Here is a 25,055-nt window from a genome sequence, read left to right on the forward strand (position 1 = left end):
TCCTGGACAAGCTCGACCCGGCGGTGCGCCTGGCCGCCGCGCGGGCGGTGGGCGGCGGTCCGGGCAAGTGCCAGCAGGTCTGGTGTCCGGTGTGCGCGCTGGCGGCCTTGATCGCGGGTGAACAGCATCCGCTGCTCACGGTCGTCGCCGAGCACAGCGTCGCGCTGCTGGCGGTGGTCCGGGCCGTTCTCGACCAAGCGGGGGCGACGGCGCCGGGGCAACCGCCGCCCGACAAGCCGAGCGGCCCCGCACCGGAGGGGCCCGAGCCGACGCCGCCCGGGCCGGGCCGCTACCAACACATCCCGGTCACCGTCGAAGAGTAAGTGGCGCGAGCTGTGGTCGCATGCACAGTGCGTGGGTAAAGTTGTCGCAGAACACCGGCCGGTGTTCGATCAGCGGGAGGGCCCCCATGTGGTATTGGCTGTTCAAGTATGTCTTCATGGGACCCCTGCTGTCGTTGCTTGGCCGCCCGAAAATCGAAGGGCTGGAACATGTTCCGTCGTCCGGCCCGGTGATCCTGGCCAGTAACCACCTCGCGGTGGCGGACAGTTTCTACCTGCCGTTGGTGGTCAGCCGCAGAATCACGTTCCTGGCCAAGGCCGAGTACTTCACCGGCACCGGAGTCAAGGGCTGGTTCACCCGCTGGTTCTACACCGTGGCCGGCCAGGTGCCCATCGACCGCACCGATGCCGACAGCGCGCAGAGCGCGTTGACCACGGCCGCGCGCATCCTGGGCGAGGGCAAGCTGCTCGGGATGTACCCCGAGGGCACCCGGTCGCCCGACGGGCGGCTCTACAAGGGCAAGACCGGCCTGGCCCGGCTGGCGCTGGAGACCGGCGTTCCGGTGATCCCGGTCGCGATGATCGGGACCGACGTCGTCAACCCGCCGGGCAGCAAGATGTGGCGTTTCGGGCGGGTTCAGGTCAGGTTCGGCAAGCCGATGGACTTCAGCCGCTTCGAGGGCCTGGCCGGCAACCGGTTCATCGAACGTGCGGTCATCGACGAGGTGATGTACGAGTTGATGCGGTTGTCCGGTCAGGAGTACGTCGACCTCTACGCCGCCGACATCAAGGAGGGCAGGGCCGACGACACGATGAAGCCGTCGGCCCGCATGCCGGAGGTCGCCGCCGGCTGAGCCGGCGCTAGTTGACCGCGGGGACCGGCGCCGCGTCGACGACCGGCCTGCTGCGCTGCGCCGGCTTGACCGCCACCGTGCCGGCCACCAGGATCACCGCGATCGCCCACCACACGTAGGACCCGCCGGCCAGTTGGCGCCACAGCGAGGCCGCGGTCTCCTTGTGCTCGGGCATCAGGGTGATCGGCGTCCACACCATCAACGCCAGCCCGGCGACCGCCACCACCGCCAGCGCGGCGTGCCGCCGCCGATAAGCCACCAGCGCGGTGACCACCAGGGCGGGCAGCGCCCACACCCAGTGGTGCGACCAGGACACCGGTGAGACCACGAGGCCGAACATCGCCACGCAGATCAGCGCGAGGACCGGCTCATCGGCGTTGAGCAGGCGCCGCACCGCCCACACCGTCAGGGCGAGCACGGCGAAGCACGCCGCGGTCCACAGCGCGAACCGCGCGCCCTCGCCGAGCCCGAGCCGTGCCAAGGCGCCGGCGATGTTCTGGTTGGTGTTCAGGGTCGCGGTGCCGATGCGATCGGTGTTGCGCACGGTCTCGGTCCAGTATTCGAGCGAATCGCGCCAGGCGAACGCCACCCCGACCAGCGTCGCCACCACCGCGGACGCCACGGTGACGATCACCGCGCGCGTATCGCGGCGCAGCAGGAAGTAGAGCAGAAAGACGGCCGGCGTCAGTTTCAGCGCGATCGCCAGCCCCAGCAGCACGCCCCGTGGCCACGGGGTGCGGCGCGGCACACAATCGGCGATCACCAGCGTCATCAGCACCACGTTGATCTGGCCGAAGTCGAAGTTCGACCGGATGGGCTCCAGGTAGACCACCGCCGGAGCGACGATCGCCGCGGCCAGCCAGGCCTGGCGCAGCCACGCGGGCTCGCCGGTCACCGAGGTGTGCGGCCAGACGTCGCACCGGTGCAGCACGATCGTCACCGCGACGATCAGCAACACCAGCGTGGTGACCGTGATCGCCGCGCTGGCCGCCTCCAACGACAGCACCGCGAACGGGGAGAACACCACGGCGGCCAGCGGCGGATAGGTGAACGGCAGATCCAGCCCGCCGCGGGTGTGGAACATCGCTCCGTCGGCGTAGAGCGGTCGACCGTCCAGCCAGGCCTGTCCGCCCATCCGGTAAACATCGATGTCGATGCGGTAGGGCACCCGGCCGAGCAAGCGCCAACCGGCCCAGGCCAACGCGGCCAGGGTGAGCAACTGAAACAGCCGCCAGGCGAGCGTTGGCCCCCAACCAGCCCCGCCGGGCGACCGCCACATACTCATGTCGCCGACCAGACTATCGGTGCACACCGGCGGGTCGGCCGGTATCCCGGCCACGACACGCGCACGTCATTGTGCGCTCCACGCCCGTCGGGGGCGGCGTAGGTTTTCTGCGTGCGTGCGGACTTCCACCTCGACGTCGCCGTTCCACCCGGGCGGATGCCGCTCGTCTTCTGCCTGGTCGCGTTCATCCTGACGTTCTTCGTCACCCGCACGATCGTGCGGTATATCCGCAGCCACCAGTCGAGCGACGCGCCGCGCAGATGGTGGCAGCCACGAAATATCGGAACGGCCAGCGGGCTGCACATCCACCACGTGGTGATCGGTGTAGTTCTGGTCATGGTCTCCGGCGTGACGATGGTGACGTTGGCGGTCGACGGGGGAGTACCCGAATTCACGACGGCGGCAATCTTTTTCGGAATCGGCGCGGCACTGGTGCTCGACGAGTTCGCGCTGATCCTGCATCTGCAGGATGTGTACTGGGCCGAGGACGGTCGCACATCGGTCGATGCGGTGTTCGCCGCGGTCGCCGTCGCCGGCCTGCTGATCCTTGGCTTCAACCCGCTGTCGTTCTTCGACATCGACATCTGGCGCAGCGACCAAACCCTGCTCGCGCGGGCCGGGGTGATCGCGGCGGCGGTGTTGACGCTGGTGTTCGCGGTCGTCGTACTGCTCAAGGGCAAGGTGTGGACCGGTCTCGTCGGGATGTTCCTGACGCCGCTTCTCGTGGTCGGCGCGATCCGGTTGTCGCGGCCGCATGCGCCGTGGGCGCGGTGGCGCTACACCAACCGTCCCCGCAAGATGCACCGCGCGCTGGAACGGGAGCGCTGGCTGCGACGGCCCGTCGTGCAGGCCAAGCTGTGGCTGCAGGATGCAATCTCCGGCATGCCCAAGTTTCCCGACGACGCGACGGTCGACGAGCAGCTCGACAGGGAGATCCGCGCCGCTCCGCCGCCGAGGGACCGATCTACTGCCGCCGAGACGGAGAAGGAACCCGCCTAGTGCGCTACTTCTACGACACCGAGTTCATCGACAACGGCCGCACGATCGAGTTGATCTCGATCGGCGTGGCAGCCGAGGACGGCCGCGAATACTACGCGGTGTCAACCGAATTCAATCCCGAGCGGGCAGGCAGCTGGGTGCGAAAGCATGTGCTGCCCAAACTGCCGCCGCCGGCGTCGCAGCTGTGGCGCTCGCGGCGCCAGATCCGCTCGGAGTTGGAGGACTTCTTCGGCATCGACGGTGACGAGCCGATCGAGCTGTGGGCCTGGGTGGGCGCCTATGACCACGTCGTGCTGTGCCAGCTGTGGGGCCCGATGACGGACCTGCCGCCGGCGATTCCGCGCTTCACCCGCGAGTTGCGCCAGTACTGGGAGGACCGAGGCTCACCGCGCATGCCGCCGCGCCCGCGTGATGCCCATGATGCGCTGGTCGACGCCCGGCACAATCTGCGGCGGTTTCAGCTGATCACCGGCGCCGAAGTGCCGCCCCAGCGGTGAAAAACACATGTCGCGGGCCGTTACCATGAACGGGTGAACTGGACCGTCGACGTACCCATCGACCAGCTGCCTCCGCTGCCGCCGCTGCCCGATGAGCTGCGGCACCGGCTCGACGCAGCGCTCGCCAAGCCCGCGGTGCAGCAGCCCAGCTGGGACATCGACGCGGCCAGGAACATGCGCACCGTGTTGGAGAGCGTCCCGCCGGTCACGGTGCCCGCCGAGGTCGAGCGGCTCAAGGGTCTGCTCGCCGACGTGGCGTGCGGCAAGGCGTTCCTGCTGCAGGGCGGTGACTGCGCCGAGACCTTCGTCAACAACACCGAACCCCATATCCGGGCCAACATCCGCGCGCTGTTGCAGATGGCGGTGGTGCTCACGTACGGCGCCAGCGTGCCCGTCGTCAAGGTCGCCCGGATCGCCGGCCAGTACGCCAAACCCCGGTCGGCCGACATCGATGCGCTCGGCCTGAAGTCGTATCGCGGCGACATGGTCAACGGCTTCGCGCCGGACGCGGCCGCCCGCGTGCACGATCCGTCGCGACTGGTGCGCGCGTACGCCAACGCGAGCGCGGCGATGAACCTGGTGCGCGCCCTGACCGGATCGGGTCTGGCGTCATTGCACCAGGTGCACGACTGGAACCGCGAGTTCGTCCGCACCTCGCCTGCGGGTGCCCGTTACGAGGCGCTGGCCGGGGAGATCGACCGCGCACTGACGTTCATGAGCGCCTGCGGCGTCGACAACCGCAACCTCGAGACGGCCGAGATCTACGCCAGCCATGAGGCCCTGGTGCTCGACTACGAGCGGGCGATGCTGCGGCTCGCGGAAACCGAGCACGGTTCGAAGCTCTACGACCTGTCGGCACACTACGTGTGGATCGGCGAGCGCACCCGGCAGCTCGACGGCGCGCACATCGCGTTCGCGGAGGTGATCGCGAACCCGATCGGCGTCAAGCTCGGCCCGACCATGACCCCCGAACTCGCGGTCGAGTACGTCGAGCGGCTCGACCCGAACAACGAGCCGGGCCGGCTGACCCTGGTGACGCGGATGGGCAACAACAAGGTGCGCGACCTGCTGCCCCCGATCATCGAGAAGGTCCAGGCCACCGGCCATCAGGTGATCTGGCAGTGCGACCCGATGCACGGCAACACCCACGAGTCCTCGACCGGTTACAAGACCCGGCACTTCGACCGGATCGTCGACGAAGTGCAGGGCTACTTCGAAGTGCACCGGGCGCTGGGCACCTACCCCGGAGGCATCCATGTCGAGATCACCGGTGAGAACGTCACCGAATGCCTCGGCGGAGCCCAGGACATCTCCGACACCGATCTCGCCGGACGCTACGAAACCGCCTGCGACCCGCGACTGAACACTCAGCAGAGCCTGGAACTTGCGTTCCTGGTCGCCGAGATGCTGCGCGACTGAGTTCTCCCCAGCAGTCGCGCGCTCGGGGAAAATTATCTGCGCGGAATCGATAGATCCGAAAATTCCGGGTATTCACGTGCTGACCGCTTCCTGGCAATAAGCTGAGTTATCCGCTTGTTCGACGACGCAGGGGGAACTGTGACGCAAGCCGACGTGCGCAACGACGCGCCGGTCGCTCGCGACAGCGGAGGCGTCTTGACTGTGCAGCGCCGAACCGCGTCCTGTACGTGCCGCTGGGAGGGGCGACACCGCCTCCTGCGATCGTTCGCCGTGCACGACGCGCTCATGCACGCGGCGCAGAGCCGCTGCCGGCCCGGTGTGCCGCTGGTGTGCGACAAGCCCCCCATCTAGAACAGATTGTGCAGATTGCTTCCCGCGGTCCACGCCGCGGCGGCGACCAGCGCGGTCAGCGTCAGCACGGCGACGAACCAGAACAGCAGCGCGCGCCTGGCGCGCTGGCGGGCCCAGTAGAACTCGTCGAGGTCGATTCCCGCGAACTGCCCCGGCGCCGGCCGATACTCGGGTTCGTCGGGTGGCAACTCGTCGCGGGGCAGGGTCCTGGTCGGCTGCCGCGGCGCGGGCGCGGGATCAGCAGCCGCGGTCCGCATGTACAACGAGGCGTGCTGCGCCGACTCGCGGGGGGCGGGGACCCGGAACGGCGGCAGCCCGAGTTCGTCGACGATCACCTCCAGGTGTTCACCCATCTCGTCGGCATCGGCGTACCGCCGCGCCGGGTCGCGGGCGGTCGCGCGCCGGACCAGCTCGTCGAACTGCGCCGGGACACCGGCGATCGCCGAGCTGGGCGCGGGCACGTCGTTGTCGAGCCGCTGATAAGCCACCGCGAGCGCGGTGTCCCCGCCGAACGGAGTACGACCGGTCAGCAGTTCGTAGGTGAGGACCCCGACCGCGTAGACGTCGCTGCGCGGATCCGCGTCACCCGTGCTGACCTGTTCGGGGGAGAGGTACGCCGCCGTGCCGAGGATGACGCTGGTCGAAGTGATCTTCGCTTCGGCGACGGCGCGCACCAGCCCGAAGTCGGCGATCTTGACGTCGCCGTCGTCAGAGATCAGCACGTTCTCCGGCTTGACGTCGCGGTGCACGAGACCCGCGCGGTGCGCCGCCGCCAACCCGCCGAGGACCGGTCCGACCACCGCGGCCGCCGCGTGCGGAGGCATCGGCCCGCGCTCGCGCAGCAGTTCCCGCAGCGTGCCCCCTTCTACGAGTTCCATCACGAGAAACGGATGCTGGTCGTCGACGCCCTGGTCGTACACCGCGACCAGTCCGGGGTCGGTCAGCCGCGCCACCGCGCGCGCCTCCCGCTGGAACCGGGTCAGAAATTGGTTGTCGCTCGCGTACCGCGAGTCCATGACCTTCAGCGCCACCGGCCGATCGAGGCGCAGATCCAACCCGCGGTAGACGGTGGACATGCCGCCGGTGGCGATCGGGTTGTCGACGCGATACCGGCCGTCGAGCACGGTCCCGAGGAGCGGGTCCGTCCGCGGGTAAGCGTCCACCGAAGACATGTTACGGAGCGCAGACTCGGCGATTTTGCGTCTCCCGCCACCGACGGCCGGATCTAGACTCGGTGCGGTGAGCAGCATTCCGGCGGCGGACGACGTCCTCGATCCCGAAGAGGATGTCTACGACTTGGCCGCGGTCGCCGAAATGCTCGGCGTTGCGGTGACGAAGGTGCATCAGCAGCTACGCGACGGTCACCTGATCGGTGTGCGCCGCAACGGCGCGGTCGTCGTCCCGAAGATCTTCTTCGACGATGCGGGCCATGTCGTCAAGCCGCTGCCCGGCCTGTTGGTCGTGCTGCGCGACGGCGGCTTCCACGACACCGAGATCGTGCGCTGGCTGTTCACCCCGGACGCATCGCTGTCGGTCAGGCGCGACGGGGCGGCCGACGAGCTGGCTAATGCCCGGCCGGTTGACGCTCTTCACTCGCATCAGGCCCGTGAGGTGGTTCGCCGGGCTCAGGCGATGGCTTGTTGACCGCAAGCGGTGCGTTCTGCAGCGAGTACCACGCCACCGCTGCGCACACCAAGGACAACAGCACGTGTGGCCAGGAGTACATGCCGTGCGCCCCGTCCGGCTTCCAGATCACGGTGATCCATGTCGACAGGCCGGCGATCACCGCGATCGACCGCCGGCTCTGAGCCAGAGCGGCCACCACGGCGAGCGGCCAGGTGTAGTACCACGGCAGCGCCGCGGGTACGAACAGCACGACGATCACCATCACCACGGTGATTCCGGTCAGCGCATCGCGGTCGGTGTGGCGGAACCGCCACCACACGAACGGAACTGACACCGCGATCAGCGCTATGCCGATGATCCTGGTGATGTCGAGCACGGCGTAGAAGTTCACCGGCAGGAACAGCCCGCCGACGACGTTGATGAGGTTGGCCGCCGCGGTGGGCAGCGTCAGCCAGTTGATGATCTTCACCGAACCGGCCAGCGCGGTCAGCCAGCCCAGCCCCACCCCGGCCGCGAAGGACAGCACCGCGAACACCGCACAGAAGATCAGCGCCGACGCCGCCGTCGCGGTCGCGAACGCCTTGACCGGGGAGAAACCGCGTCTACTGCGCAGGTCTCGTGCCCATACCCACACCATGAACGGAAGTGCCAGGCCCCCGGTGGCTTTCACTGCGACCGCGACCGCGATCAGGCCCACGCCCCACAGGTGACGGCCGCCGAACGTCAACGCGATGCCCGCCATCATCAGCCCGACCATCAGCATCTCGTTGTGCACGCCGCCCATCAGATGGATGATCACCAGCGGGTTCAGCACGCAGATCCACAGCGCGGTGGCGCCGTCGGCGCCGATGTGGCGGGCGACTCGCGGCGCGGCCCAGATCAACAGCGCCAACCCGGGCAGCATGCAGAGTCGCAGCAGCATCGTGCCCGCGACGACGTCGTTGCCGACCAGCATCGTGACGAACTTCGCGACGAGGATGAACCCGGGCCCGTACGGCGCGGTGGTGGTGGTCCAGATCGGACTGACGTTGTCCAGCAAGGAGTTCGGGTTGTCGACCGGGCCGACCGCGTAGGGATCGAGGCCGTCGCGCAGCAGCGCGCCCTGCGCGAGGTAGGAGTAGGTGTCGCGGCTGAACAGCGGCACGCTGAGCAATAGCGGGGCCAGCCAGAAGCCGGTGGTGGCCACCATCGTGTACTCGGTGGCGGTGCGGTTGACCACCCGGCGGCCCAACCACAGCCAGGCCGCCAACATCAGCGCCACACCGCCCCACAGCAGCACCGAGGACAGCACCAAACCGTGCCCGAACCGCAGCCACGACAGGTGCAGCGACTCCAGCAGCGGATCGTGCAGCCGGGTGCTGCCCGCGCCGAGACCGCCCGCGGTGATCAGGACCGCGCCCACGAAGCCGAGCCGGGCCGGCTGGGCCTGCGGCGAGGTGGCGAACGACGTCAGCCGCGAAACATGCTGCGCCAAAACGGCTTTGGAGGGCGGCGCCGAGGGTTTCGTGGTCATGCTGCTACGCGGTCCGGTTCGCGGCCAGGCGTGCGAGCTCGGACAGTCCCGCCTTGGCGTGCGCGTCGATGGCCGCGGCGTCGAGGGTGGCGAGCGCCCGGCGGGTGAGTTCGTCGATGCGGTTCTCCACCGCGGCCAGCGCCCCGACCGCCTCGATGACCCGGCACAGCTCGCCCACCTGCGCGTCGGACAGTTCCGAGCCGATCGAGGTGCGCAGCAGTTCGGCTGCCGCCGGGTCCGTGGCCTCGGCCAGTTCGACCGCCTCGGCCAGCAGCACGGTGCGCTTGCCGGCGCGCAGGTCGTCGCCGGAGGGCTTGCCGGTCACCGCGGGATCGCCGAAAACCCCGAGCACGTCGTCGCGTAACTGGAAAGCCACCCCGAGGTCGGTGCCGAACTCGTGAAATGCCGCCTCTACGTCGGGGCGGTCGGCGGCAGCGGCGACGCCGAGTTGCAGCGGCCGAGTGATGGTGTAGGAGGCGGTCTTGTAGATGTTGACCGTCAGCGCCGAAGCCACCGACTGCGCGCCGCTGGCTTCGGCGACGATGTCGAGGTACTGGCCACCGAGCACCTCCGTGCGGATCGCGGCCCACACCCGCCGGACGCGCCGCGCTGCGTCGGCGGGCAGCTCGGCCGTCGCGACGACGTCGTCGGCCCAGACCAGCGCCAGGTCGCCAAGCAGGATCGCCGCGGACGTCCCGAACTGCTCAGCCGAGCCGTGCCAGCGCTGAGCGCGATGGCGCTCGGCGAACGTTCGATGCACGGTGGGCAGCCCGCGCCGCGTGGCCGACGCGTCGATGACGTCGTCGTGCACCAGCGCGCACGCGTGCAGCAGTTCGAGGGCCGAGCACAAGCGCAACACCTCGGGGTCCCGCGGGTCCGCCGGCTCTCGGGCGACCGCCCGCCAGCCCCAGTACGCGAAGGCGGGCCGAAGCCGCTTGCCGCCGCGCAGCACGAATTCCTCCAGCGCAGCGGTGAGTTCGGCGTAGTCGCCGCCCATGTAGGCATATTCGGCGCGCCGGTCCTGCAGATAACCCCGCAGCTGGTCGGTGACGGCGCCGGCCAACTCGACGGCTGACGGCGCCGTTGCATGCACGCTCAACGGGCGCCCCTTTCTACTCCTGCGGTTCGCCCACCCGTGGCGACTGGTCACGGCTCAGGTAGGCCAGGGTGCCGATGACGGCGGCCACCACGAACGAGCCGAGCCCCAGCCAGATCGCCGCGCCGGTGAACGACCGCGCGCTCGGGTCGGTGTAGCGGGCCTGGGCGTTCATCGTGCTGACCACGCCGGGCCGCAGCTTCCATTCGACGATCTCGGTCGACACCTGGTCGCCGTTGGTTGAGGTGACTTCCCCCGGGAACGAGACCGTCAGCGAGACATCGGCTTCCGGGTCGTTGAGCGAGGTGAGGTCCACGCGCCCCTCGAGGATGACCAGGTCGCCGGCGCGACGCAGCGAGATGTCGACGCCCGCGGCATCGCGGTTCATGTTGGCCAGCTGCGGCAGCTCGGCGAAGGTGAGATCGGAGAACACCGCCTGGGAGCCGACGTAGTCGTCACGGCTGTACTCCGAAACCGCCACCTTGTTCGCGAACGGCAGGTTGTTCAACAGCTGCGGGCCCTTGTCGTCGGCGTTGCGCGCCTTGGCCGCCGCGACGATCTGGCCGGAAACCCGGTCGTCGGGGGAGACCGTGAGGGACGCCCGCACCCGGACACATCCGACGGCGGTCGGCAGGACGACGAGAAACAGCATCACGAGCGCGAGCAGCCGCGTTCTGCTGCTGCGGTGGCGGGCCGGCACGAGGTCATCGTGCCAGATGCCCTGACGCCGAGGGACCGGCGACATCCGATCTGCGCTCACAGCGGTAGTGACCGGCCCAGGATCGCGAACGCGCGCGGGTCACCGGCGAAGTGGTAACCGCGGATGACGTCGGTGAAGCCGAGCCTGCGGTACAGCCGCCAGGCCCGGTTGGCCTCTCCGTTGATCTCCGGCGTCGAGAGCAGCACGTTGGACTCGTCTCGATCCGCGAGCAGCCTGCGGGCCAGCGCCTCGCCCAGCCCGCGTCCCTGGGCGCGCGAGTGGATGTGCAACTCGGTGAGCTCGAAGTAGCTCGACATCAGCTCGGCGATGCGTGCCGGCGCCACGCCGAAGCGCTGTAGCCCGGCCATGACCTGCTGCTGCCACCACTGGTCGGGAGCGCCGCAGTAGCCGTACGCGACGCCCAGCATGCGGGCGTCCCCCGACTGGGCGTGGGGCGCGCGGTCGGTCGTCTCCACCGCGGCGACGGCCTTCCATCCCGGCCTGCGGGTGTGTTCGAGCCACATCGACGCTCGCTGGTCCTCGGTGCCGCGCGGATAGCGCATCGCATCGACGTAGACGGCGAGCGCGTCACCGAGCCGGTGTTGCATATCGCTCGGCGACAGATCGATGAGAAATGTCGCCAACTGTGTCTGCCTCTCCGCGTGTCGTGCGGTGTCGTCGACCCCATTATCGAGCGCAGCCACCAGTGCCCACCAATTGACGGGGTACGTCATACAATCGGGCGTCGAACTAGGTGGTACGGCTCAGATCGACCTCGTATCATGACTGTTAGGTGCCCGATTGTGGGCACATACGAGTTTGAACGTCGAGACGGCCGCGGGGCCCAGGGTTTCCGAGGGAGGGACGAATGCCACTCTCCGATCATGAGCAGCGCATGCTCGACCAGATCGAGAGCGCACTCTATGCCGAGGACCCGAAGTTCGCTTCGAGCGTGCGCGGCGGAACCCTGCGCGCCCCCTCGACTCGTCGCCGCCTGCAGGGCGCCGCGCTGTTCGTGATAGGTCTCGCGATGCTGGTCTCGGGCGTCGCATTCCCAGCCACCCAGATCAGTGGTTTCCCGGTCCTGTCGGTGCTCGGCTTCATCGTGATGTTCGGCGGTGTCGTGTTCGCGATCACCGGCCCGCGGCTGCCCGGCGGTCGCGATCGCTCGGTGGTCGAACCCGGCGCTGGGCGCCAGAAGCGCGGCAAGGGTTCCACTGGTTCGTTCGCCAGCCGCATGGAAGACCGGTTCCGGCGCCGTTTCGACGAGTAGGCCGCGTCTGGTCGACACAGGGGCAGTCCGCCACGGGCTGCCCCTTTTTGCTGGGTAGGGGCGGCTCTCCCCACTGCGCCCCACCGATTCGGTAACCAGCTCTGAACAGCCCTTTAGCGGGCGGTGAGCGCCCTGGGGCCAGCCGGTTCGGGCTCCTGCTGCATCCGCTGTGGGGACGCGCGCAGATTCGTGCCTATCAAATGGTGAATGGTGGGGGAAAGTGGGGTAAAGTGGCTGACAACGGAGCGACGGGGGCTCTGTTGACAGGCAGGGCGGCAGGAGGTGGCGAGATGTTTCTCGGCACCTACACGCCGAAACTCGACGACAAAGGGCGGCTCACGCTGCCCGCCAAGTTCCGCGACGCGCTGGCAGGAGGGTTGATGGTCACCAAGAGCCAAGATCACAGCCTCGCGGTGTATCCGCGCGCCGAGTTCGAGAAGCTCGCACGACGGGCATCCCAAGCGTCGCGGAGCAATCCCGAGGCGCGCGCTTACCTGCGCAACCTGGCCGCGGCCACCGATGAACAACACCCCGACGCGCAAGGCCGGATCACGTTGTCCGCCGATCACCGCCGCTACGCGAACCTGTCGAAGGAATGCGTGGTGATCGGATCGGTCGACTACCTCGAGATCTGGGACTCGACTTCATGGCAGGAGTACCAGCAGACCCACGAAGAGAACTTCTCCGCGGCCACCGATGAAGCTCTGCACGACATCATCTGAGTCGGCGGCCGACCGGCACATCGGCCGACATTCGGCCCGTGCATCGCGGCCTCTGCCCGAACCGGCCCTGGCGTACTTCCCCGACGCCAGGTCCGCGCTCTCGGACAGGGACCTCGGTGCAGGGGTGTGGAACGGAGGGAAGGCGATGGAACGGCGCACCGGCGACCACGGGCACATCCCGGTCCTGCTCGACCGCTGCGTCGAACTCCTCAAACCCGCGCTGACGCGCCACAGCGAAAGCGGCGAAGGCGCGGTGCTCGTGGACGCCACGCTCGGCGCGGGCGGACATGCCGAGCGGTTCCTGACCGAACTGCCGGGCCTGCGCCTGATCGGGCTGGATCGCGACCCCGACGCGTTGTGGATCGCGGGGGAGCGACTGGCCCCGTTCGGCGACCGGGCGGTGCTGGTGCGCACCCGCTACGACGGCATCGGTGAAGCGGTCCGTCAAACAGGCTGGGGCGCAACCGGAATCGACGGCGCCCTGTTCGATCTCGGCGTTTCCTCGATGCAGCTGGACCGCACCGAGCGCGGCTTCTCTTACGCGGCCGACGCGCCGCTGGACATGCGGATGGACACCGATGCGGAGCTGACGGCCGCGGACGTGGTCAACACCTACGACGAGAGGTCGCTGGCCCGGCTGCTGCGCGAGTTCGGCGAAGAGCGCTTCGCCGGGCGGATCGCCGCTGCGCTGATCCGTCGTCGCGCCCGCCGGCCGTTGCGCACCACCGGGGAACTGGTCGAGTTGCTGTACGACGCAATTCCGGCGCCGGCGCGCCGCACCGGAGGCCACCCGGCCAAGCGCACGTTCCAGGCGCTGCGCATCGCGGTCAACGGCGAGCTGGACTCGCTGCGCGACGCGCTGCCCGCTGCGCTGGAGGCGCTGACGCCCGGGGGCCGGATCGTCGTGATGGCTTACCAGTCGCTGGAGGACCGCATCGTGAAGACGGCTTTCGCCGCCGCCACGGCCTCCAGGACGCCGCCCGGACTCCCCGTCGAACTGCCCGGTCACGAACCGGAGTTCGTCGCGCTGACCCGTGGCGCCGAGCGTGCGGCTGCCGAGGAGATCGAACGGAACCCACGTAGCGCACCGGTGCGGCTACGAGCAGTGGAGAAGGTGGGGGCAGGTCAGTGAAGGTCAAGCAAGCGAAGCAGGCCAAGCAGGCCAAGCAGACCAAGCAGGCCAAGCGGGGCAGCGCGGTTCGTGGCGGCGACGAGCGTCAGCGCACCGCCCGCGGCACCCAGCGTCGACCTAACGACGCGCACGCGCGACGCAAACCCGCGCGCGAGCAGCGGCCGCTGCGGTCGGGACCTCAGACCAACCCCATCCCGCGGCCGGTCGACGCGCCCGGCCGGCCGAAGAACGCCAGCCAAGCCAAGGCCCGCGCCAAGGCGCGAAAGGCGAAGGCGCCCAAGGTCGTACGGCCGCCGCTGCGCCAGCGCATCCTGGTCAAACTGACCTCGATCGAGCTCAACCCCCGCGCTCTGGTGGGTAAAGTGCCGTTCGTGGTGCTGGTGATCGGTGCGCTGGGGGTCGGTCTCGGCACGACGCTGTGGCTCTCCACCGACGCCGCCGAGCGGTCCTACCGGCTCAGCAACGCCCGTGAGACGAATCAAGCTCTGCTGCAACAGAAGGAAGCGCTGGAGCGCGACGTGCTCGAGGCACAGGCCGCGCCCGCGTTGGCCGAAGCAGCCCGCGGACTCGGGATGATCCCCTCGCGCGACACCGCGCACCTCGTTCAGGACCCGGCGGGCAACTGGGTCGTGGTCGGCACACCGAAGCCCGCCGAAGGGGTGCCGCCGCCACCACTGAACACGCCGTTGCCCGACGCGGCACCGCCACCTCCGCCGCCGCCGGGGCCGCGTGTCGTCGACCCGCGTGAGGTCACCGTCCGCATGCCGGAGCGAGCGGTACCGACGCCGGCCACGCAACCTCCCGGTGCGGCCACCGTGCCGGGCGTCCCACCCGCTGCTCCCGTCCCGCCCGTCGGTCCCGCACCGGCCGCTCCGCTCGGCACCCCGCACATGCCCACCGCGCAAGCGCTACCCGGCCCGGCGCCGGCCGCCGAGCGATCCGTCCCCCTGGTCGCGCCGCCGGCAGGCCCTGCCGCATGAGCCGCGGGGAGCGCCGGCGCCGCAATGGCGGCAGGCCCGAAAGCCGCCGCGACACCCCCGCTGCTTCCCAGGAGCGGTCGGCCAAATCCCGCCGGACCCGTGCGCCCATGGCCGGAACCGGCCTGCGCAGTGCGTCTTTCGTGTTCCGGCATCGCGTCGGCAACGCCGTCCTGTTCCTCGTGCTGATCGTCGCGGCCGGTCAGTTGTTCAACCTCCAGGTGCCGCGTGCGGAGGGCCTGCGCGCCGAGGCTGCGAGCCAGCTCAAGGTCACCGACATCGAGAAGGCGGTCCGCGGTGCGATCGTCGACCGCAACAACGACAAGCTCGCCTTCACGATCGAGGCCCGCGCCCTGACCTTCCAGCCGGTCAAGGTCCGCAAGCAGCTCGAGGAAGCCAGGGCGAAGAGCATCGAGGCGCCGGAGCCCGACCGCAGGCTGCGCGACATCGCCGCCGAGGTGGCGCTGCGGATGAACAACAAACCGGACGCCGCGACCGTGCTCAAGAAGCTCAAGAGCGATGACTCGTTCGTCTACCTCGCGCGCGCGGTCGATCCGGCGGTCGCGCACGCCATCTCCAGCAAGTTCCCCGAGGTCGGCTCGGAACGCCAGGATCTGCGCCAGTACCCGGGCGGCTCACTGGCCGCCAACGTCGTGGGCGGCATCGACTGGGACGGACACGGGCTGCTCGGGCTCGAGGACTCGCTCGACGCGGTGCTGGCCGGCACCGACGGCTCGATCACCTATGACCGCGGTTCCGACGGTGTCGTCATCCCCGGCAGTTACCGCAATCGCCACGACGCGGTGGACGGCTCCACGGTGATGCTCACCATCGACGACGACATCCAGTTCTATGTCCAGCAACAGGTGCAGCAGGCGCGGAATCTGTCTGGCGCCAAGCATGTCTCGGCCGTCGTCCTGGACGCGAAAACCGGTGAGGTGCTCGCGATGGCGAACGACAACACGTTCGACCCCAGCCAGGACATCGGCCGTCAGGAGGATCGTGAACTGGGCAACCCGTCGGTGTCGTCGCCGTACGAGCCGGGTTCGGTCAACAAGATCATCACGGCCGCTTCGGTCATCGAGTACGGGTTGTCCAATCCCGACGAGGTGCTGCAGGTCCCCGGTTCGATCCACATGGGCGGCGTCACGGTCGGTGACGCTTGGGAGCACGGCACCATGCCCTACACCACCACCGGCGTCTTCGGTAAGTCGTCCAACGTCGGCACGCTGATGCTGGCCCAACGGCTCGGTCCGGAGCGCTTCTTCGAGATGGTGCGGAAGTTCGGTCTCGGGCAGCGCACCGGAGTCGGGCTGCCGGGAGAGAGCGCCGGTCTGGTCCCGCCGATCGACCAGTGGTCGGGCAGCACATTCTCCAATCTCCCGATCGGACAGGGTCTTTCGATGACGCTGCTCCAGATGACGGGCATGTACCAGACCATCGCCAACGACGGCGTGCGCATCCCGCCGCGCATCGTGAAAACCACCATCGCCCCCGACGGCACCCGCACCGACGAGCCGCGGCCGGAGGGGGTGCGGGTGGTCTCGCCGCAGACCGCGCAGACCGTGCGGCACATGCTGCGTGCCACGTTGCAAGCCGACCCGACAGGGGTGCAGCAGGGGACCGGATCGCGCGGGGCCGTCGAGGGATATCAGCTCTCCGGCAAGACGGGCACCGCGCAGCAGATCAACCCGGCCTGTGGCTGCTACTACAGCGACGTCTACTGGATCACGTTCGCCGGCATCGCGACCACCGACGATCCCCGCTACGTCGTCGGCATCATGATGGACAACCCGCACCGCACGGCCGACGGACAACCGGGAACGACGGCGGCCCCGCTGTTCCACAACATCACGTCGTGGCTGCTACAGCGTCAGAATGTGCCGCTGTCCCCGGATCCCGGTCCGCGGCTCACGCTGCAAGCGAGCTGACGGCGGCGCGACAGGCCTGAAGATGCGGCGGGCGGCCGGCGAGGCGGCCGGTACTGTATCTGCGCTATGAACCTGCGACCCAGCCATCCCGCCGGCCCGGCGTTCGGGCCGTTGGCGGAGCAGGTCAACGCGGTGCCGGCCGGGGGCGCCATGTCCGGTCCGGCGGTATCGGACATCCGGGTCACGGGCGTCACGCTGCGCAGCGGAGACGTCCAGCCCGGTGACCTGTTCGCGGCGCTGCCCGGTGCCTCGTCGCACGGCGGACGGCATGTCGGTGAGGCGCTCGCACGCGGGGCGGTCGCCGTCCTGACCGATCCGGACGGACTGGCGCTCGTGGGACCCGATGTCGGTGTGCCGCTCCTCGTTCACCAGTCTCCGCGGTCCGTGCTGGGTGAGCTGGCCGCGATCGTGTACGGACGACCGTCGGAACGGCTGCGGGTCATCGGCGTCACCGGAACCTCCGGCAAGACGACCACCACCTATCTGGTGGAGGCCGGACTGCGATCGGCGCAGCGCGTGGCGGGACTGGTCGGCACCGTCGGCGTCCGCATCGCCGGGCACGATCAGGCCAGCGCGCTGACCACGCCCGAAGCGCCCGACCTGCAGGCCCTGCTCGCGGTGATGGTCGAGCAGGGTGTCGATACCGTGGTCATGGAGGTGTCCAGCCACGCGCTGTCGCTGGGGCGGGTCGACGGGGTGCGCTTCGCGGTCGGCGGATTCACCAACCTGTCCCGGGACCACCTCGACTTCCACCCGACGATGCGCGACTACTTCGAAGCCAAGGCGCGGCTATTCGCTCCCGAATCGCCTACTCGCGCAGAGGTTTCCGTGCTGTGCGTGGACGACGACGCGGGCCGGGAGATGGCGCGGCTGGCCGCTGACCCGGTGACGGTGAGTGCGACCGGACGCGATGCCGACTGGCGCATCGAAGACGTCCGCGCCGTGGACCGCAACGCGCAGGAGTTCGTCGCGGTGGACCCGGCAGGTGTGCACCACGGGCTGCGCATCGAGCTGCCGGGTCGCTACAACGTGGCCAACTGCCTGCTCGCGGCGGCACTCCTCGACGCGGTCGGCGTTTCGCCGGAACAGGCCGCGCCCGGTCTGCGCTCGGCGACGGTGCCCGGCCGGATGGAAACCATCGATCGTGGCCAGGACTTCCTGGCGCTGGTCGACTATGCGCACAAACCCGGCGCCCTGCAGGCCGTGCTCGAGACGCTGCGGGCCCAGACCCGCGGCCGGGTGGCGGCGGTGTTCGGGGCGGGCGGCGACCGCGACCCGGGCAAGCGGGCGGAGATGGGACAGGTCGCCGCCGAACTGGCCGATCTCGTCGTGGTCACCGACGACAATCCACGCAACGAGGATCCGGCGACGATCCGCGCGGCGATAGTCGCCGGTGCGGTGGGCGGTGCGAAAGTCGTCGACATCGGCGACCGCCGTGCGGCGATCGACTACGCGGTGGGGTGGGCGCAGCCCGGCGATGTCGTGCTCGTCGCCGGGAAAGGGCATGAGGCCGGCCAGACCAGCGCCGGTGTGACCCGTCCGTTCGACGATCGTGCGGAACTGGCGCAGGCGCTCGAGGCGGCCGGGTACCGACGATGATCGACTTCACCCTCGCTGAGGTCGCCGAAATCGTCGGCGGCCGGCTCACCGACATCTCCGCCGAGGACGCCGCGCTCATCCGGATCACCGGGACCGTCGAGTTCGACTCGCGCGCAGTCACTTCCGGCGGCCTTTTCATCGCGCTGCCCGGCGCCCGGTCCGACGGACACGACTTCGCCGCGGCGGCCGCCGCCGCCGGTGCCGCAGCGGTGCTCGCCGCGCGGCCGGTCGGGGTGCCGGCGATCGTCGTCGATCCGACGCCCGAGACGTCCGACCGCGGCGCAGGCGTGCTCGAACACGACGTGGACGGCTCCGGCGCTGCGGTGCTCGCAGCGCTGGCCAAGTTGGCCGCCGCGGTCGCCGCCGAACTCGTCGAGGGCGGCTTGACGATCGTCGGCATCACCGGTTCGTCGGGCAAGACGTCGACCAAAGATCTGATCGCAGCGGTGCTGGCCCCGCTCGGTGAGGTGATTGCGCCGCCGGGCTCGTTCAACAACGAACTCGGGCACCCCTGGACCGTCCTACGTGCGACGCGCTCCACCGACTACCTGGTGCTGGAGATGTCGGCACGCCACCGCGGCAACATCGCCGCGCTGGCGGCGATCGCCACCCCGTCCATCGCGGTGGTGCTCAACGTCGGTACCGCCCACCTCGGCGAGTTCGGCTCTCGGGAAGCGATTGCCGCCACCAAATCCGAACTGCCGCAAGCTGTTCCGGCATCCGGCGCGGTGATCCTCAACGTCGACGACTCCGCGGTGGCCGCGATGGCCGAGCTGACCGCCGCGCGGGTGGTCCGGGTGTCGCGGGAGGCGGGCGCCGACATCTGGGCTGAGGCGGTCACCCTCGACGAGCTGGCCAGGCCGCGGTTCACCCTGCACGCCGCGACCGGACAAGTTGCCGTCTCGCTGGCCGTGCACGGCGACCACCAGGTGTCCAACGCGCTGTGCGCGGCCGCTGTCGCGCTGGAGTGCGGCGCCTCGCTCGACCAGGTGGCCGGCGCGCTGGCCACCGCCGGTCCGGTGTCCAAACACCGCATGCAGGTGAGCACCCGCAGCGACGGCGTGACGGTCATCAACGATGCTTACAACGCCAACCCCGACTCGGTGCGCGCCGGGCTCAAGGCGCTGGCCTGGATGGCCCGCGTGGGCCCACACCCGGTGGGCCCACGCGCGCAGCGCAGGGGAGGTACGGGAGGCGGGGGCCGGCGCAGCTGGGCAGTGCTCGGCGAGATGGCCGAGCTCGGCGACGACGCGATATCCGAGCATGACCGCATCGGGCGGCTGGCCGTGCGATTAGATGTGTCACGACTCGTCGTCGTCGGAACCGGGAGGACTATGAGCGCCATGCACCACGGCGCGGTGATGGAAGGGTCCTGGGGGTCCGAGGCCACCATGGTCGCCGACGCCGACGCGGCGCTGGAGCTGCTGCGGGCCGAACTGCGGCCGTCGGACGTGGTGCTGGTGAAGGCCTCGAATTCGGCCGGCCTGGGCGCGTTGGCCGACGCCCTGCTCGATCTTGGGGCCGCCGAGAGCCGGGACCCGAACGCATGAGGCAGATCCTCATTGCCGTCGGTATCGCGCTGACGGTGTCCATACTGCTCACCCCGTTGCTGATCCGGCTGTTCACCCGGCAGGGCTTCGGCCACGAGATCCGCGAAGACGGGCCGCCGACCCACCACAAGAAACGCGGCACGCCCTCGATGGGCGGGGTGGCGATCGTCGCGGGGATCTGGGCCAGCTACCTGGGCACTCATCTGGTCGGCATCGTGATCGACGGCAGGGGGCCGTCGGCGTCGGGCCTGCTGGTGCTTTTCCTGGCCAGCGCGCTGGGCGTGGTCGGTTTCGTCGACGACCTGATCAAGATCCGGCGCTCACGCAACCTCGGCCTGAACAAGACCGCCAAGACCGTCGGCATCCTCACCGCCGCGGTGCTGTTCGGCGTGCTGGCCCTGCAGTTCCACAACACCGACGGGCTGACGCCGGGCAGCGCCGAACTGTCCTATGTGCGGGAGATCGCCACGGTCACATTGCCGCCCGTGCTGTTCGTGCTGTTCTGCGTCGTCGTGGTCAGCGCGTGGTCGAACGCGGTGAACTTCACCGACGGGCTGGACGGGCTTGCCGCTGGTGCGATGGCGATGGTGTGCGCGGCCTACGTGCTGATCACGTTCTGGCAGTTCCGCAACGCGTGCGCGACGAGCCCCGGGCTGGGGTGTTACAACGTGCGCGACCCGCTCGACCTGGCGATCATCGCCGCCGCGACCGCCGGCGCGTGCATCGGTTTCCTGTGGTGGAACGCCGCGCCGGCCAAGATCTTCATGGGTGACACCGGATCGCTGGCCTTGGGCGGAATCATCGCCGGGCTGTCGGTGGCGAGTCGCACCGAGATGCTGGCCGTGGTGCTCGGCGCGCTGTTCGTCGCCGAGGTGGTGTCGGTGGTGGTGCAGATCCTGGCGTTCCGCACCACCGGGCGCCGGGTGTTCCGGATGGCGCCGTTCCACCATCACTTCGAACTGGTCGGATGGGCGGAGACGACGGTGATCATCCGCTTCTGGTTGCTCACCGCAATCGCCTGCGGCCTCGGAGTGGCGCTGTTCTACAGCGAGTGGCTCACCACCGTCGGTGCCTGAGGTGATCCGGCTGGAGCCCCTGGTACCGGGTGCCCGCGTCCTGGTGACCGGCGCCGGTCTCACCGGCCGCTCGGTCAGTGCGGTGCTGGAGCCCACCGGTGTGCGGCTGACCATCTGCGACGACGACCCGTTGGCGCTGCAGCGGCTCATCACGCCGGCGACGGTCGTCACCACCGCCGAGGCCCAGGCGCACATCGGCGATTACGCCCTGGTGATCACCAGCCCGGGGTTCGCGCCGACCACGCCGGTGCTGACGGCCGCTGCCGCCGCCGGAGTGCCGATCTGGGGTGACGTGGAGCTGGCCTGGCGACTGGACCAGGCGGGCTGGTTCGGTCCGCCGCGGCGCTGGCTGGTCGTCACCGGGACCAACGGCAAGACCACGACCACCTCGATGCTGCACGCCATGCTGGTCGCGGCAGGACGACGCGCTGTGCTGTGCGGCAACATCGGCAACCCCGTGCTCGACGTGCTGGCCGAGCCGTCCGAACTGCTCGCGGTCGAACTGTCGAGCTTCCAGCTGCATTGGGCGCCGTCGCTGCGCCCGGACGCCGGCGTGGTGCTCAACGTCGCCGAGGACCACTTGGACTGGCACGGTTCCATGGCCGCCTACGCGCGCGACAAGGCCCGCGTGCTGGACGGGCGCGTCGCGGTGGTCGGCCTCGACGACCCGGTCGCTGCCAGCCTGCTCGACACCGCCGCCGCACCGACCCGTGTCGGCTTCCGGCTGGCCGAACCGCGGGCCGGCGAACTCGGTGTGGTCGACGGAATGCTCGTCGACAACGCGTTCGGCGAACCGCCCGAAGGCGGTGCAGCGCTGGCCGCGGTGGCGTCGATCCCGGTCGCCGGCCCGGTCGGGGTGCTCGACGCGCTCGGTGCGGCGGCGTTGGCCCGCGCGGTGGAGGTGCCGCGGAGCGCCATCGCCGCCGCGCTCGCCGGCTTCCGCGTCGGCAGGCACCGCGCCGAGGTGATCGCCACGGTCGACGGGGTCACCTACGTCGACGACTCCAAGGCGACCAACCCGCACGCGGCCCGGGCGTCCATCGCGGCGTATCCGCGGGTGGTCTGGGTGGCCGGCGGCCTGCTCAAGGGCGCATCAGTCGACGAACTCGTCGCGACGGTCGGGAATCGGCTGGTCGGAGCGGTGCTGCTTGGTCGCGACAAGCCGGTGATCGCCGAGGCGTTATCGCGACACGCGCCGGATGTACCCGTCATCGAGGTTGTGACGGGGGAGGATTTTGGGGTGCCAGGGACAAGTGGGTCGGAAGTTAGTCCTGTTACCAATGTGATCAGCGTCGGGGGGAGCGCGACCGGTGACGTGATCATGACCGCCGTGGTCCGCGCGGCCAGAGGTCTCGCGCGCGCCGGTGACACCGTGTTGCTGGCGCCGGCCGGCGCCTCCTTCGACCAGTTCAGCGGTTACAGCGACCGCGGCGATGCGTTCGGCGACGCCGTGCGCGCCCTGTCCGGGTAGCACCGTGAGCAGCATCCTGACCCGGCTGCGGCTGCGCAGGACGGGCGCAGCGGACCAACCCGCGGAACCGGCGTCCGCGTCGGTCGGCCCCCGGACGCGGTTCGGGGCGTGGCTCGGTCGGCCGATGACGTCGTTCCACCTGATCATCGCGGTGGCAGCACTGCTGACGACCCTCGGCCTGACGATGGTGCTGTCGGCGTCCGGCGTGTACTCCTACGACCAGGACGGGTCGCCGTGGATCGTGTTCGGCAAGCAGGTGCTCTGGACGATCGTCGGGCTGTTCGCGTTCTACTTCGCGATGCGCGTTCCGGTGAACCTGATGCGCAGGCTCGCCTTCTCCGCCTTCGCGTTCACCGTCGTACTGCTGGTCCTGGTGCTCATTCCGGGCATCGGCACGGAGTCGAACGGCGCGCGCGGCTGGTTCGTGGTGGCGGGATTCTCGATGCAGCCCTCGGAGCTGACCAAGATCGCCTTCGCCATCTGGGGCGCGCATCTGCTGGCCGCTCGTCGCATGGAACAGGCCACGCTCAAGGAGATGCTGATCCCGCTGGTGCCGGCGGCGGTCATCGCGTTGGCGCTGATCGTCGCCCAGCCCGACCTGGGGCAGACGGTGTCGATGGGAATCATCCTGCTGGGCCTGCTGTGGTATGCCGGGCTGCCGCTGCGGGTGTTCGTCACCTCGCTGGTCGCGGCCGTGGCGTCGGCCGCGGTGCTGGCCATGACCGCGGGTTACCGGTCCGACCGGGTGCAGTCCTGGCTGAATCCGGCCGCCGACTCGCAGGGGTCGGGGTATCAGGCTCGTCAGGCCCGGTTCGCGCTGGCCAACGGTGGGATCTTCGGTGACGGGCTCGGCCAGGGCTCGGCGAAGTGGAACTACCTGCCCAACGCGCACAACGACTTCATCTTCGCGATCATCGGCGAGGAACTGGGCTTCGTCGGTGCGGCCGGGCTGCTGTGCCTGTTCGGGCTGTTCGCCTACACCGGAATGCGCATCGCCCGGCGGTCCGCGGATCCGTTCCTGCGCCTGCTGACCGCGACGGCGACGCTGTGGATCCTGGGCCAGGTGTTCATCAACGTCGGTTACGTGGTCGGGCTGCTACCGGTCACCGGCCTGCAGCTGCCGCTGATCTCTGCCGGTGGGACATCAACGGCCACAACACTTTTGATGATCGGAATCATGGCGAACGCGGCGCGTCACGAACCGGAGGCGGTGGCGGCGCTGCGCGCGGGCCGCGATGACCGCATGAACAACCTGCTGCGGTTGCCGCTGCCCACCCCGTATGTGCCGACGCGCACCGAGGCGCTGCGCGACCGGCTCAGTGGGCGCGGTGCCGACCGGTCGCGCAAGTCCGGTCCGGCCAAGCGTGGCCGCCCCGCGAAGCCCGCCCCCAAGCAGGCCGCCAAAGCCGCGCGCAAGCAGGCCGGTGACAGCCGCCGCAAACGTCAGACGGCCGGTGGGCCGGTTCGGGACGCAAGGCATCATGGAGGCGGCCGTACGGAGCGAAGCCGGCGGCGCGCACTGGAAGGTCAACGTTACGGGTGAACGACTCGGTTTCCGCCCGGGGAGTCTCTGTGGTACTCGCCGGCGGTGGCACCGCGGGACACGTCGAACCGGCGATGGCGGTGGCCGACGCGTTGGCCGCGCTCTCCCCGAAGGTGCGCATCACCGCGCTGGGTACTCCGCGCGGGCTGGAAACCCGGCTCGTACCGGAACGCGGGTACGACCTCGAACTGATCACGCCGGTGCCCTTGCCGCGAAAACTCTCCGGTGACCTGCTGCGCCTGCCCGTCCGCGTGCGCCAGGCGGTGCGGCAGACCAGAGCGGTGCTCGACGAGGTCGACGCCGACGTGGTGATCGGTTTCGGCGGCTACGTGGCGCTGCCCGCCTATCTGGCCTCGCACAGTGTGCGGCGAGGCAAGCGGGTGCCGGTGGTGGTGCACGAGGCGAACGCCAGCGCGGGCTGGGCCAACCGCGTCGGGGCGCGGTCGGCGCAGCGGGTGCTCTCGGCCGTGCCGGACCCAGGGTTGGGCGAGGTCGAGGTGGTCGGCGTTCCGGTGCGCGCGGCGATCACCTCGCTGGACCGGGCGGCGTTGCGAGCCGAGGCCCGCGCGCACTTCGGCTTCGCCCCCGACGCCCGTGTGCTGTTGGTGTTCGGCGGGTCGCAGGGCGCGCAGTCGCTCAACCGCGCCGTGTCCGGTGCCGCGAAAGACCTTGCCGCAGCAGGAATCTCCGTGCTGCACGCCCACGGTCCGAAGAACACTCTCGACCTCCCCGGAACCGCCGGCGGCGACGCGCACTACGTCGCCGTGCCGTACCTGGACCGAATGGACCTCGCGTACGCCGCCGCGGACCTGGCGATCTGCCGATCGGGTGCGATGACGGTCGCCGAGCTGACCGCGGTGGGGCTGCCTGCGGTGTACGTCCCGCTGCCGATAGGCAACGGCGAGCAGCGGCTCAACGCGCTGCCCGTGATCGACGCCGGCGGCGGGTTGATCGTCGACGACGCCGACCTGTCGCCGCGTTACGTCGCCGACACCGTCGCGGGCCTGCTCACCGACCGCGGCAGGATGCAGACCATGACGGCGGCCGCCGCGCTGGCCGGCCACCGCGACGCGGCCAGACGCGTCGCCGAGATCGCGCTGGAAGTGGCGCGTGACTTCGGCCGAAAGAGCTTGCAGTGAAAGCGAAGTCACTACCGGCCG

Annotated in this window: 23 protein-coding genes; 17 read left to right on the forward strand and 6 right to left on the reverse strand. The window is 69.7% G+C overall.

Features of this window, described 5'->3' with window-relative positions:
• Window positions 1–2 precede the first annotated feature (2 nt).
• Together A5663_RS23320 and A5663_RS09860 are read left to right on the forward strand one after the other, a co-directional pair.
• The gene (locus A5663_RS23320) at window positions 3–323 is read left to right on the forward strand and encodes a hypothetical protein (protein ID WP_082974015.1); all 321 of its coding nucleotides are present in this window, start codon (window positions 3–5) and stop codon (window positions 321–323) included.
• Between the two features lie 86 nt (window positions 324–409).
• Window positions 410–1,135 carry a 1-acyl-sn-glycerol-3-phosphate acyltransferase gene (locus A5663_RS09860; RefSeq protein WP_068147453.1) on the forward strand — a complete coding sequence of 242 codons (726 nt, stop codon included), beginning with the start codon at window positions 410–412 and terminating at the stop codon, window positions 1,133–1,135.
• 7 nt (window positions 1,136–1,142) lie between these two features.
• Here A5663_RS09860 and A5663_RS09865 read toward each other — a convergent pair whose 3' ends face one another.
• Entirely contained in the window at window positions 1,143–2,420 is a 1,278-nt protein-coding gene (locus tag A5663_RS09865) for a glycosyltransferase family 87 protein (RefSeq protein ID WP_068147529.1), read from the reverse strand.
• Between the two features lie 111 nt (window positions 2,421–2,531).
• Between A5663_RS09865 and A5663_RS09870 the strand changes: the two genes are divergently transcribed.
• The 3 genes from A5663_RS09870 to A5663_RS09880 are packed head-to-tail and all read left to right on the forward strand — an operon-like array spanning window position 2,532 to window position 5,335.
• Window positions 2,532–3,419: a hypothetical protein gene (locus A5663_RS09870; protein WP_068147454.1), complete on the forward strand. Its 888-nt coding sequence runs from the start codon at window positions 2,532–2,534 to the stop codon at window positions 3,417–3,419.
• Window positions 3,419–3,916, forward strand: coding sequence for a polyadenylate-specific 3'-exoribonuclease AS (locus A5663_RS09875; RefSeq protein ID WP_068147457.1), 498 nt, complete (start codon window positions 3,419–3,421; stop codon window positions 3,914–3,916). Before A5663_RS09870 ends, A5663_RS09875 begins: the two co-directional genes overlap by 1 nt.
• A 33-nt stretch (window positions 3,917–3,949) precedes the next feature.
• On the forward strand, window positions 3,950–5,335 hold the full coding sequence (locus tag A5663_RS09880) for a class II 3-deoxy-7-phosphoheptulonate synthase (protein ID WP_068147460.1): 1,386 nt from the start codon (window positions 3,950–3,952) through the stop codon (window positions 5,333–5,335).
• Window positions 5,336–5,682: 347 nt separating this feature from the next.
• On the opposite strand, the gene A5663_RS09890 is transcribed toward A5663_RS09880, so the two are convergent.
• Window positions 5,683–6,858: a protein kinase gene (locus A5663_RS09890; RefSeq protein ID WP_068147466.1), complete on the reverse strand. Its 1,176-nt coding sequence runs from the start codon at window positions 6,856–6,858 to the stop codon at window positions 5,683–5,685.
• Between the two features lie 67 nt (window positions 6,859–6,925).
• Here A5663_RS09890 and A5663_RS09895 point away from each other — a divergent pair, with 67 nt between their 5' ends.
• The gene (locus tag A5663_RS09895; RefSeq protein ID WP_068147469.1) at window positions 6,926–7,330 is read left to right on the forward strand and encodes an Rv2175c family DNA-binding protein; all 405 of its coding nucleotides are present in this window, start codon (window positions 6,926–6,928) and stop codon (window positions 7,328–7,330) included.
• Here A5663_RS09895 and A5663_RS09900 read toward each other — a convergent pair.
• The 4 genes from A5663_RS09900 to A5663_RS09915 are packed head-to-tail and all read right to left on the reverse strand — an operon-like array spanning window position 7,251 to window position 11,265.
• On the reverse strand, window positions 7,251–8,825 hold the full coding sequence (locus A5663_RS09900) for an alpha-(1->6)-mannopyranosyltransferase A (RefSeq protein WP_068147471.1): 1,575 nt from the start codon (window positions 8,823–8,825) through the stop codon (window positions 7,251–7,253). The genes A5663_RS09895 and A5663_RS09900 overlap by 80 nt on opposite strands.
• A gap of 4 nt (window positions 8,826–8,829) precedes the next feature.
• Window positions 8,830–9,918 carry a bifunctional (2E,6E)-farnesyl/geranyl diphosphate synthase gene (idsA2, locus tag A5663_RS09905; RefSeq protein ID WP_068147473.1) on the reverse strand — a complete coding sequence of 363 codons (1,089 nt, stop codon included), beginning with the start codon at window positions 9,916–9,918 and terminating at the stop codon, window positions 8,830–8,832.
• 19 nt (window positions 9,919–9,937) lie between these two features.
• Window positions 9,938–10,666 (reverse strand): DUF3153 domain-containing protein, encoded by a 729-nt coding sequence (locus A5663_RS09910; protein WP_082974016.1) that lies wholly within the window; start codon window positions 10,664–10,666, stop codon window positions 9,938–9,940.
• Window positions 10,667–10,677: 11 nt separating this feature from the next.
• Complete coding sequence (locus A5663_RS09915) at window positions 10,678–11,265, reverse strand: GNAT family N-acetyltransferase (protein ID WP_068147537.1); 588 nt, start codon at window positions 11,263–11,265, stop codon at window positions 10,678–10,680.
• Between the two features lie 224 nt (window positions 11,266–11,489).
• On the opposite strand from A5663_RS09915, the gene A5663_RS09920 reads away from it, so the two are divergent.
• From A5663_RS09920 to murG, 11 genes are all read left to right on the forward strand, one after another.
• Window positions 11,490–11,894: a DUF3040 domain-containing protein gene (locus A5663_RS09920; RefSeq protein ID WP_068147477.1), complete on the forward strand. Its 405-nt coding sequence runs from the start codon at window positions 11,490–11,492 to the stop codon at window positions 11,892–11,894.
• Window positions 11,895–12,184: 290 nt separating this feature from the next.
• Window positions 12,185–12,616 carry a division/cell wall cluster transcriptional repressor MraZ gene (gene mraZ, locus A5663_RS09925; RefSeq protein ID WP_068147480.1) on the forward strand — a complete coding sequence of 144 codons (432 nt, stop codon included), beginning with the start codon at window positions 12,185–12,187 and terminating at the stop codon, window positions 12,614–12,616.
• Complete coding sequence (rsmH, locus tag A5663_RS09930) at window positions 12,591–13,748, forward strand: 16S rRNA (cytosine(1402)-N(4))-methyltransferase RsmH (protein ID WP_197503357.1); 1,158 nt, start codon at window positions 12,591–12,593, stop codon at window positions 13,746–13,748. Before mraZ ends, rsmH begins: the two co-directional genes overlap by 26 nt.
• Window positions 13,745–14,728 carry a hypothetical protein gene (locus A5663_RS09935; protein WP_068147485.1) on the forward strand — a complete coding sequence of 328 codons (984 nt, stop codon included), beginning with the start codon at window positions 13,745–13,747 and terminating at the stop codon, window positions 14,726–14,728. Before rsmH ends, A5663_RS09935 begins: the two co-directional genes overlap by 4 nt.
• On the forward strand, window positions 14,725–16,656 hold the full coding sequence (locus tag A5663_RS09940) for a penicillin-binding protein 2 (RefSeq protein WP_082974017.1): 1,932 nt from the start codon (window positions 14,725–14,727) through the stop codon (window positions 16,654–16,656). Before A5663_RS09935 ends, A5663_RS09940 begins: the two co-directional genes overlap by 4 nt.
• 66 nt (window positions 16,657–16,722) lie before the next feature.
• A complete protein-coding gene (locus A5663_RS09945; RefSeq protein WP_068147487.1) occupies window positions 16,723–18,255 on the forward strand; it encodes a UDP-N-acetylmuramoyl-L-alanyl-D-glutamate--2,6-diaminopimelate ligase in 1,533 nt (510 codons plus the stop codon).
• The gene (murF, locus tag A5663_RS09950; RefSeq protein ID WP_068147491.1) at window positions 18,252–19,805 is read left to right on the forward strand and encodes a UDP-N-acetylmuramoyl-tripeptide--D-alanyl-D-alanine ligase; all 1,554 of its coding nucleotides are present in this window, start codon (window positions 18,252–18,254) and stop codon (window positions 19,803–19,805) included. The genes A5663_RS09945 and murF overlap by 4 nt, the downstream gene beginning before the upstream one ends.
• A complete protein-coding gene (mraY, locus tag A5663_RS09955; RefSeq protein WP_068147493.1) occupies window positions 19,802–20,881 on the forward strand; it encodes a phospho-N-acetylmuramoyl-pentapeptide-transferase in 1,080 nt (359 codons plus the stop codon). The genes murF and mraY overlap by 4 nt, the downstream gene beginning before the upstream one ends.
• On the forward strand, window positions 20,874–22,352 hold the full coding sequence (gene murD, locus A5663_RS09960) for a UDP-N-acetylmuramoyl-L-alanine--D-glutamate ligase (RefSeq protein ID WP_156744415.1): 1,479 nt from the start codon (window positions 20,874–20,876) through the stop codon (window positions 22,350–22,352). Before mraY ends, murD begins: the two co-directional genes overlap by 8 nt.
• Before the next feature lie 13 nt (window positions 22,353–22,365).
• A complete protein-coding gene (gene ftsW, locus A5663_RS09965) occupies window positions 22,366–23,895 on the forward strand; it encodes a putative lipid II flippase FtsW (protein WP_369816614.1) in 1,530 nt (509 codons plus the stop codon).
• On the forward strand, window positions 23,892–25,034 hold the full coding sequence (gene murG / locus A5663_RS09970) for an undecaprenyldiphospho-muramoylpentapeptide beta-N-acetylglucosaminyltransferase (RefSeq protein WP_068147498.1): 1,143 nt from the start codon (window positions 23,892–23,894) through the stop codon (window positions 25,032–25,034). Before ftsW ends, murG begins: the two co-directional genes overlap by 4 nt.
• The last annotated feature ends 21 nt before the right edge of the window (window positions 25,035–25,055 follow it).

The organism is Mycobacterium sp. E740 (assembly GCF_001672895.1).
Taxonomy (GTDB): Bacteria; Actinomycetota; Actinomycetes; order Mycobacteriales; family Mycobacteriaceae; genus Mycobacterium.

Coding starts and splice junctions, on each gene's coding strand:
- A5663_RS09860 (WP_068147453.1), top strand. CDS start 410: ATGTGGTATTGGCTGTTCAAGTATGTCTTCATGGGACCCCTGCTGTCG.
- A5663_RS09865 (WP_068147529.1), bottom strand. CDS start 2,420: ATGAGTATGTGGCGGTCGCCCGGCGGGGCTGGTTGGGGGCCAACGCTC.
- A5663_RS09890 (WP_068147466.1), bottom strand. CDS start 6,858: ATGTCTTCGGTGGACGCTTACCCGCGGACGGACCCGCTCCTCGGGACC.
- A5663_RS09900 (WP_068147471.1), bottom strand. CDS start 8,825: ATGACCACGAAACCCTCGGCGCCGCCCTCCAAAGCCGTTTTGGCGCAG.
- A5663_RS09910 (WP_082974016.1), bottom strand. CDS start 10,666: ATGTCGCCGGTCCCTCGGCGTCAGGGCATCTGGCACGATGACCTCGTG.
- A5663_RS09920 (WP_068147477.1), top strand. CDS start 11,490: ATGCCACTCTCCGATCATGAGCAGCGCATGCTCGACCAGATCGAGAGC.
- mraZ (WP_068147480.1), top strand. CDS start 12,185: ATGTTTCTCGGCACCTACACGCCGAAACTCGACGACAAAGGGCGGCTC.
- rsmH (WP_197503357.1), top strand. CDS start 12,591: ATGAAGCTCTGCACGACATCATCTGAGTCGGCGGCCGACCGGCACATC.
- A5663_RS09940 (WP_082974017.1), top strand. CDS start 14,725: ATGAGCCGCGGGGAGCGCCGGCGCCGCAATGGCGGCAGGCCCGAAAGC.
- A5663_RS09945 (WP_068147487.1), top strand. CDS start 16,723: ATGAACCTGCGACCCAGCCATCCCGCCGGCCCGGCGTTCGGGCCGTTG.
- murF (WP_068147491.1), top strand. CDS start 18,252: ATGATCGACTTCACCCTCGCTGAGGTCGCCGAAATCGTCGGCGGCCGG.
- mraY (WP_068147493.1), top strand. CDS start 19,802: ATGAGGCAGATCCTCATTGCCGTCGGTATCGCGCTGACGGTGTCCATA.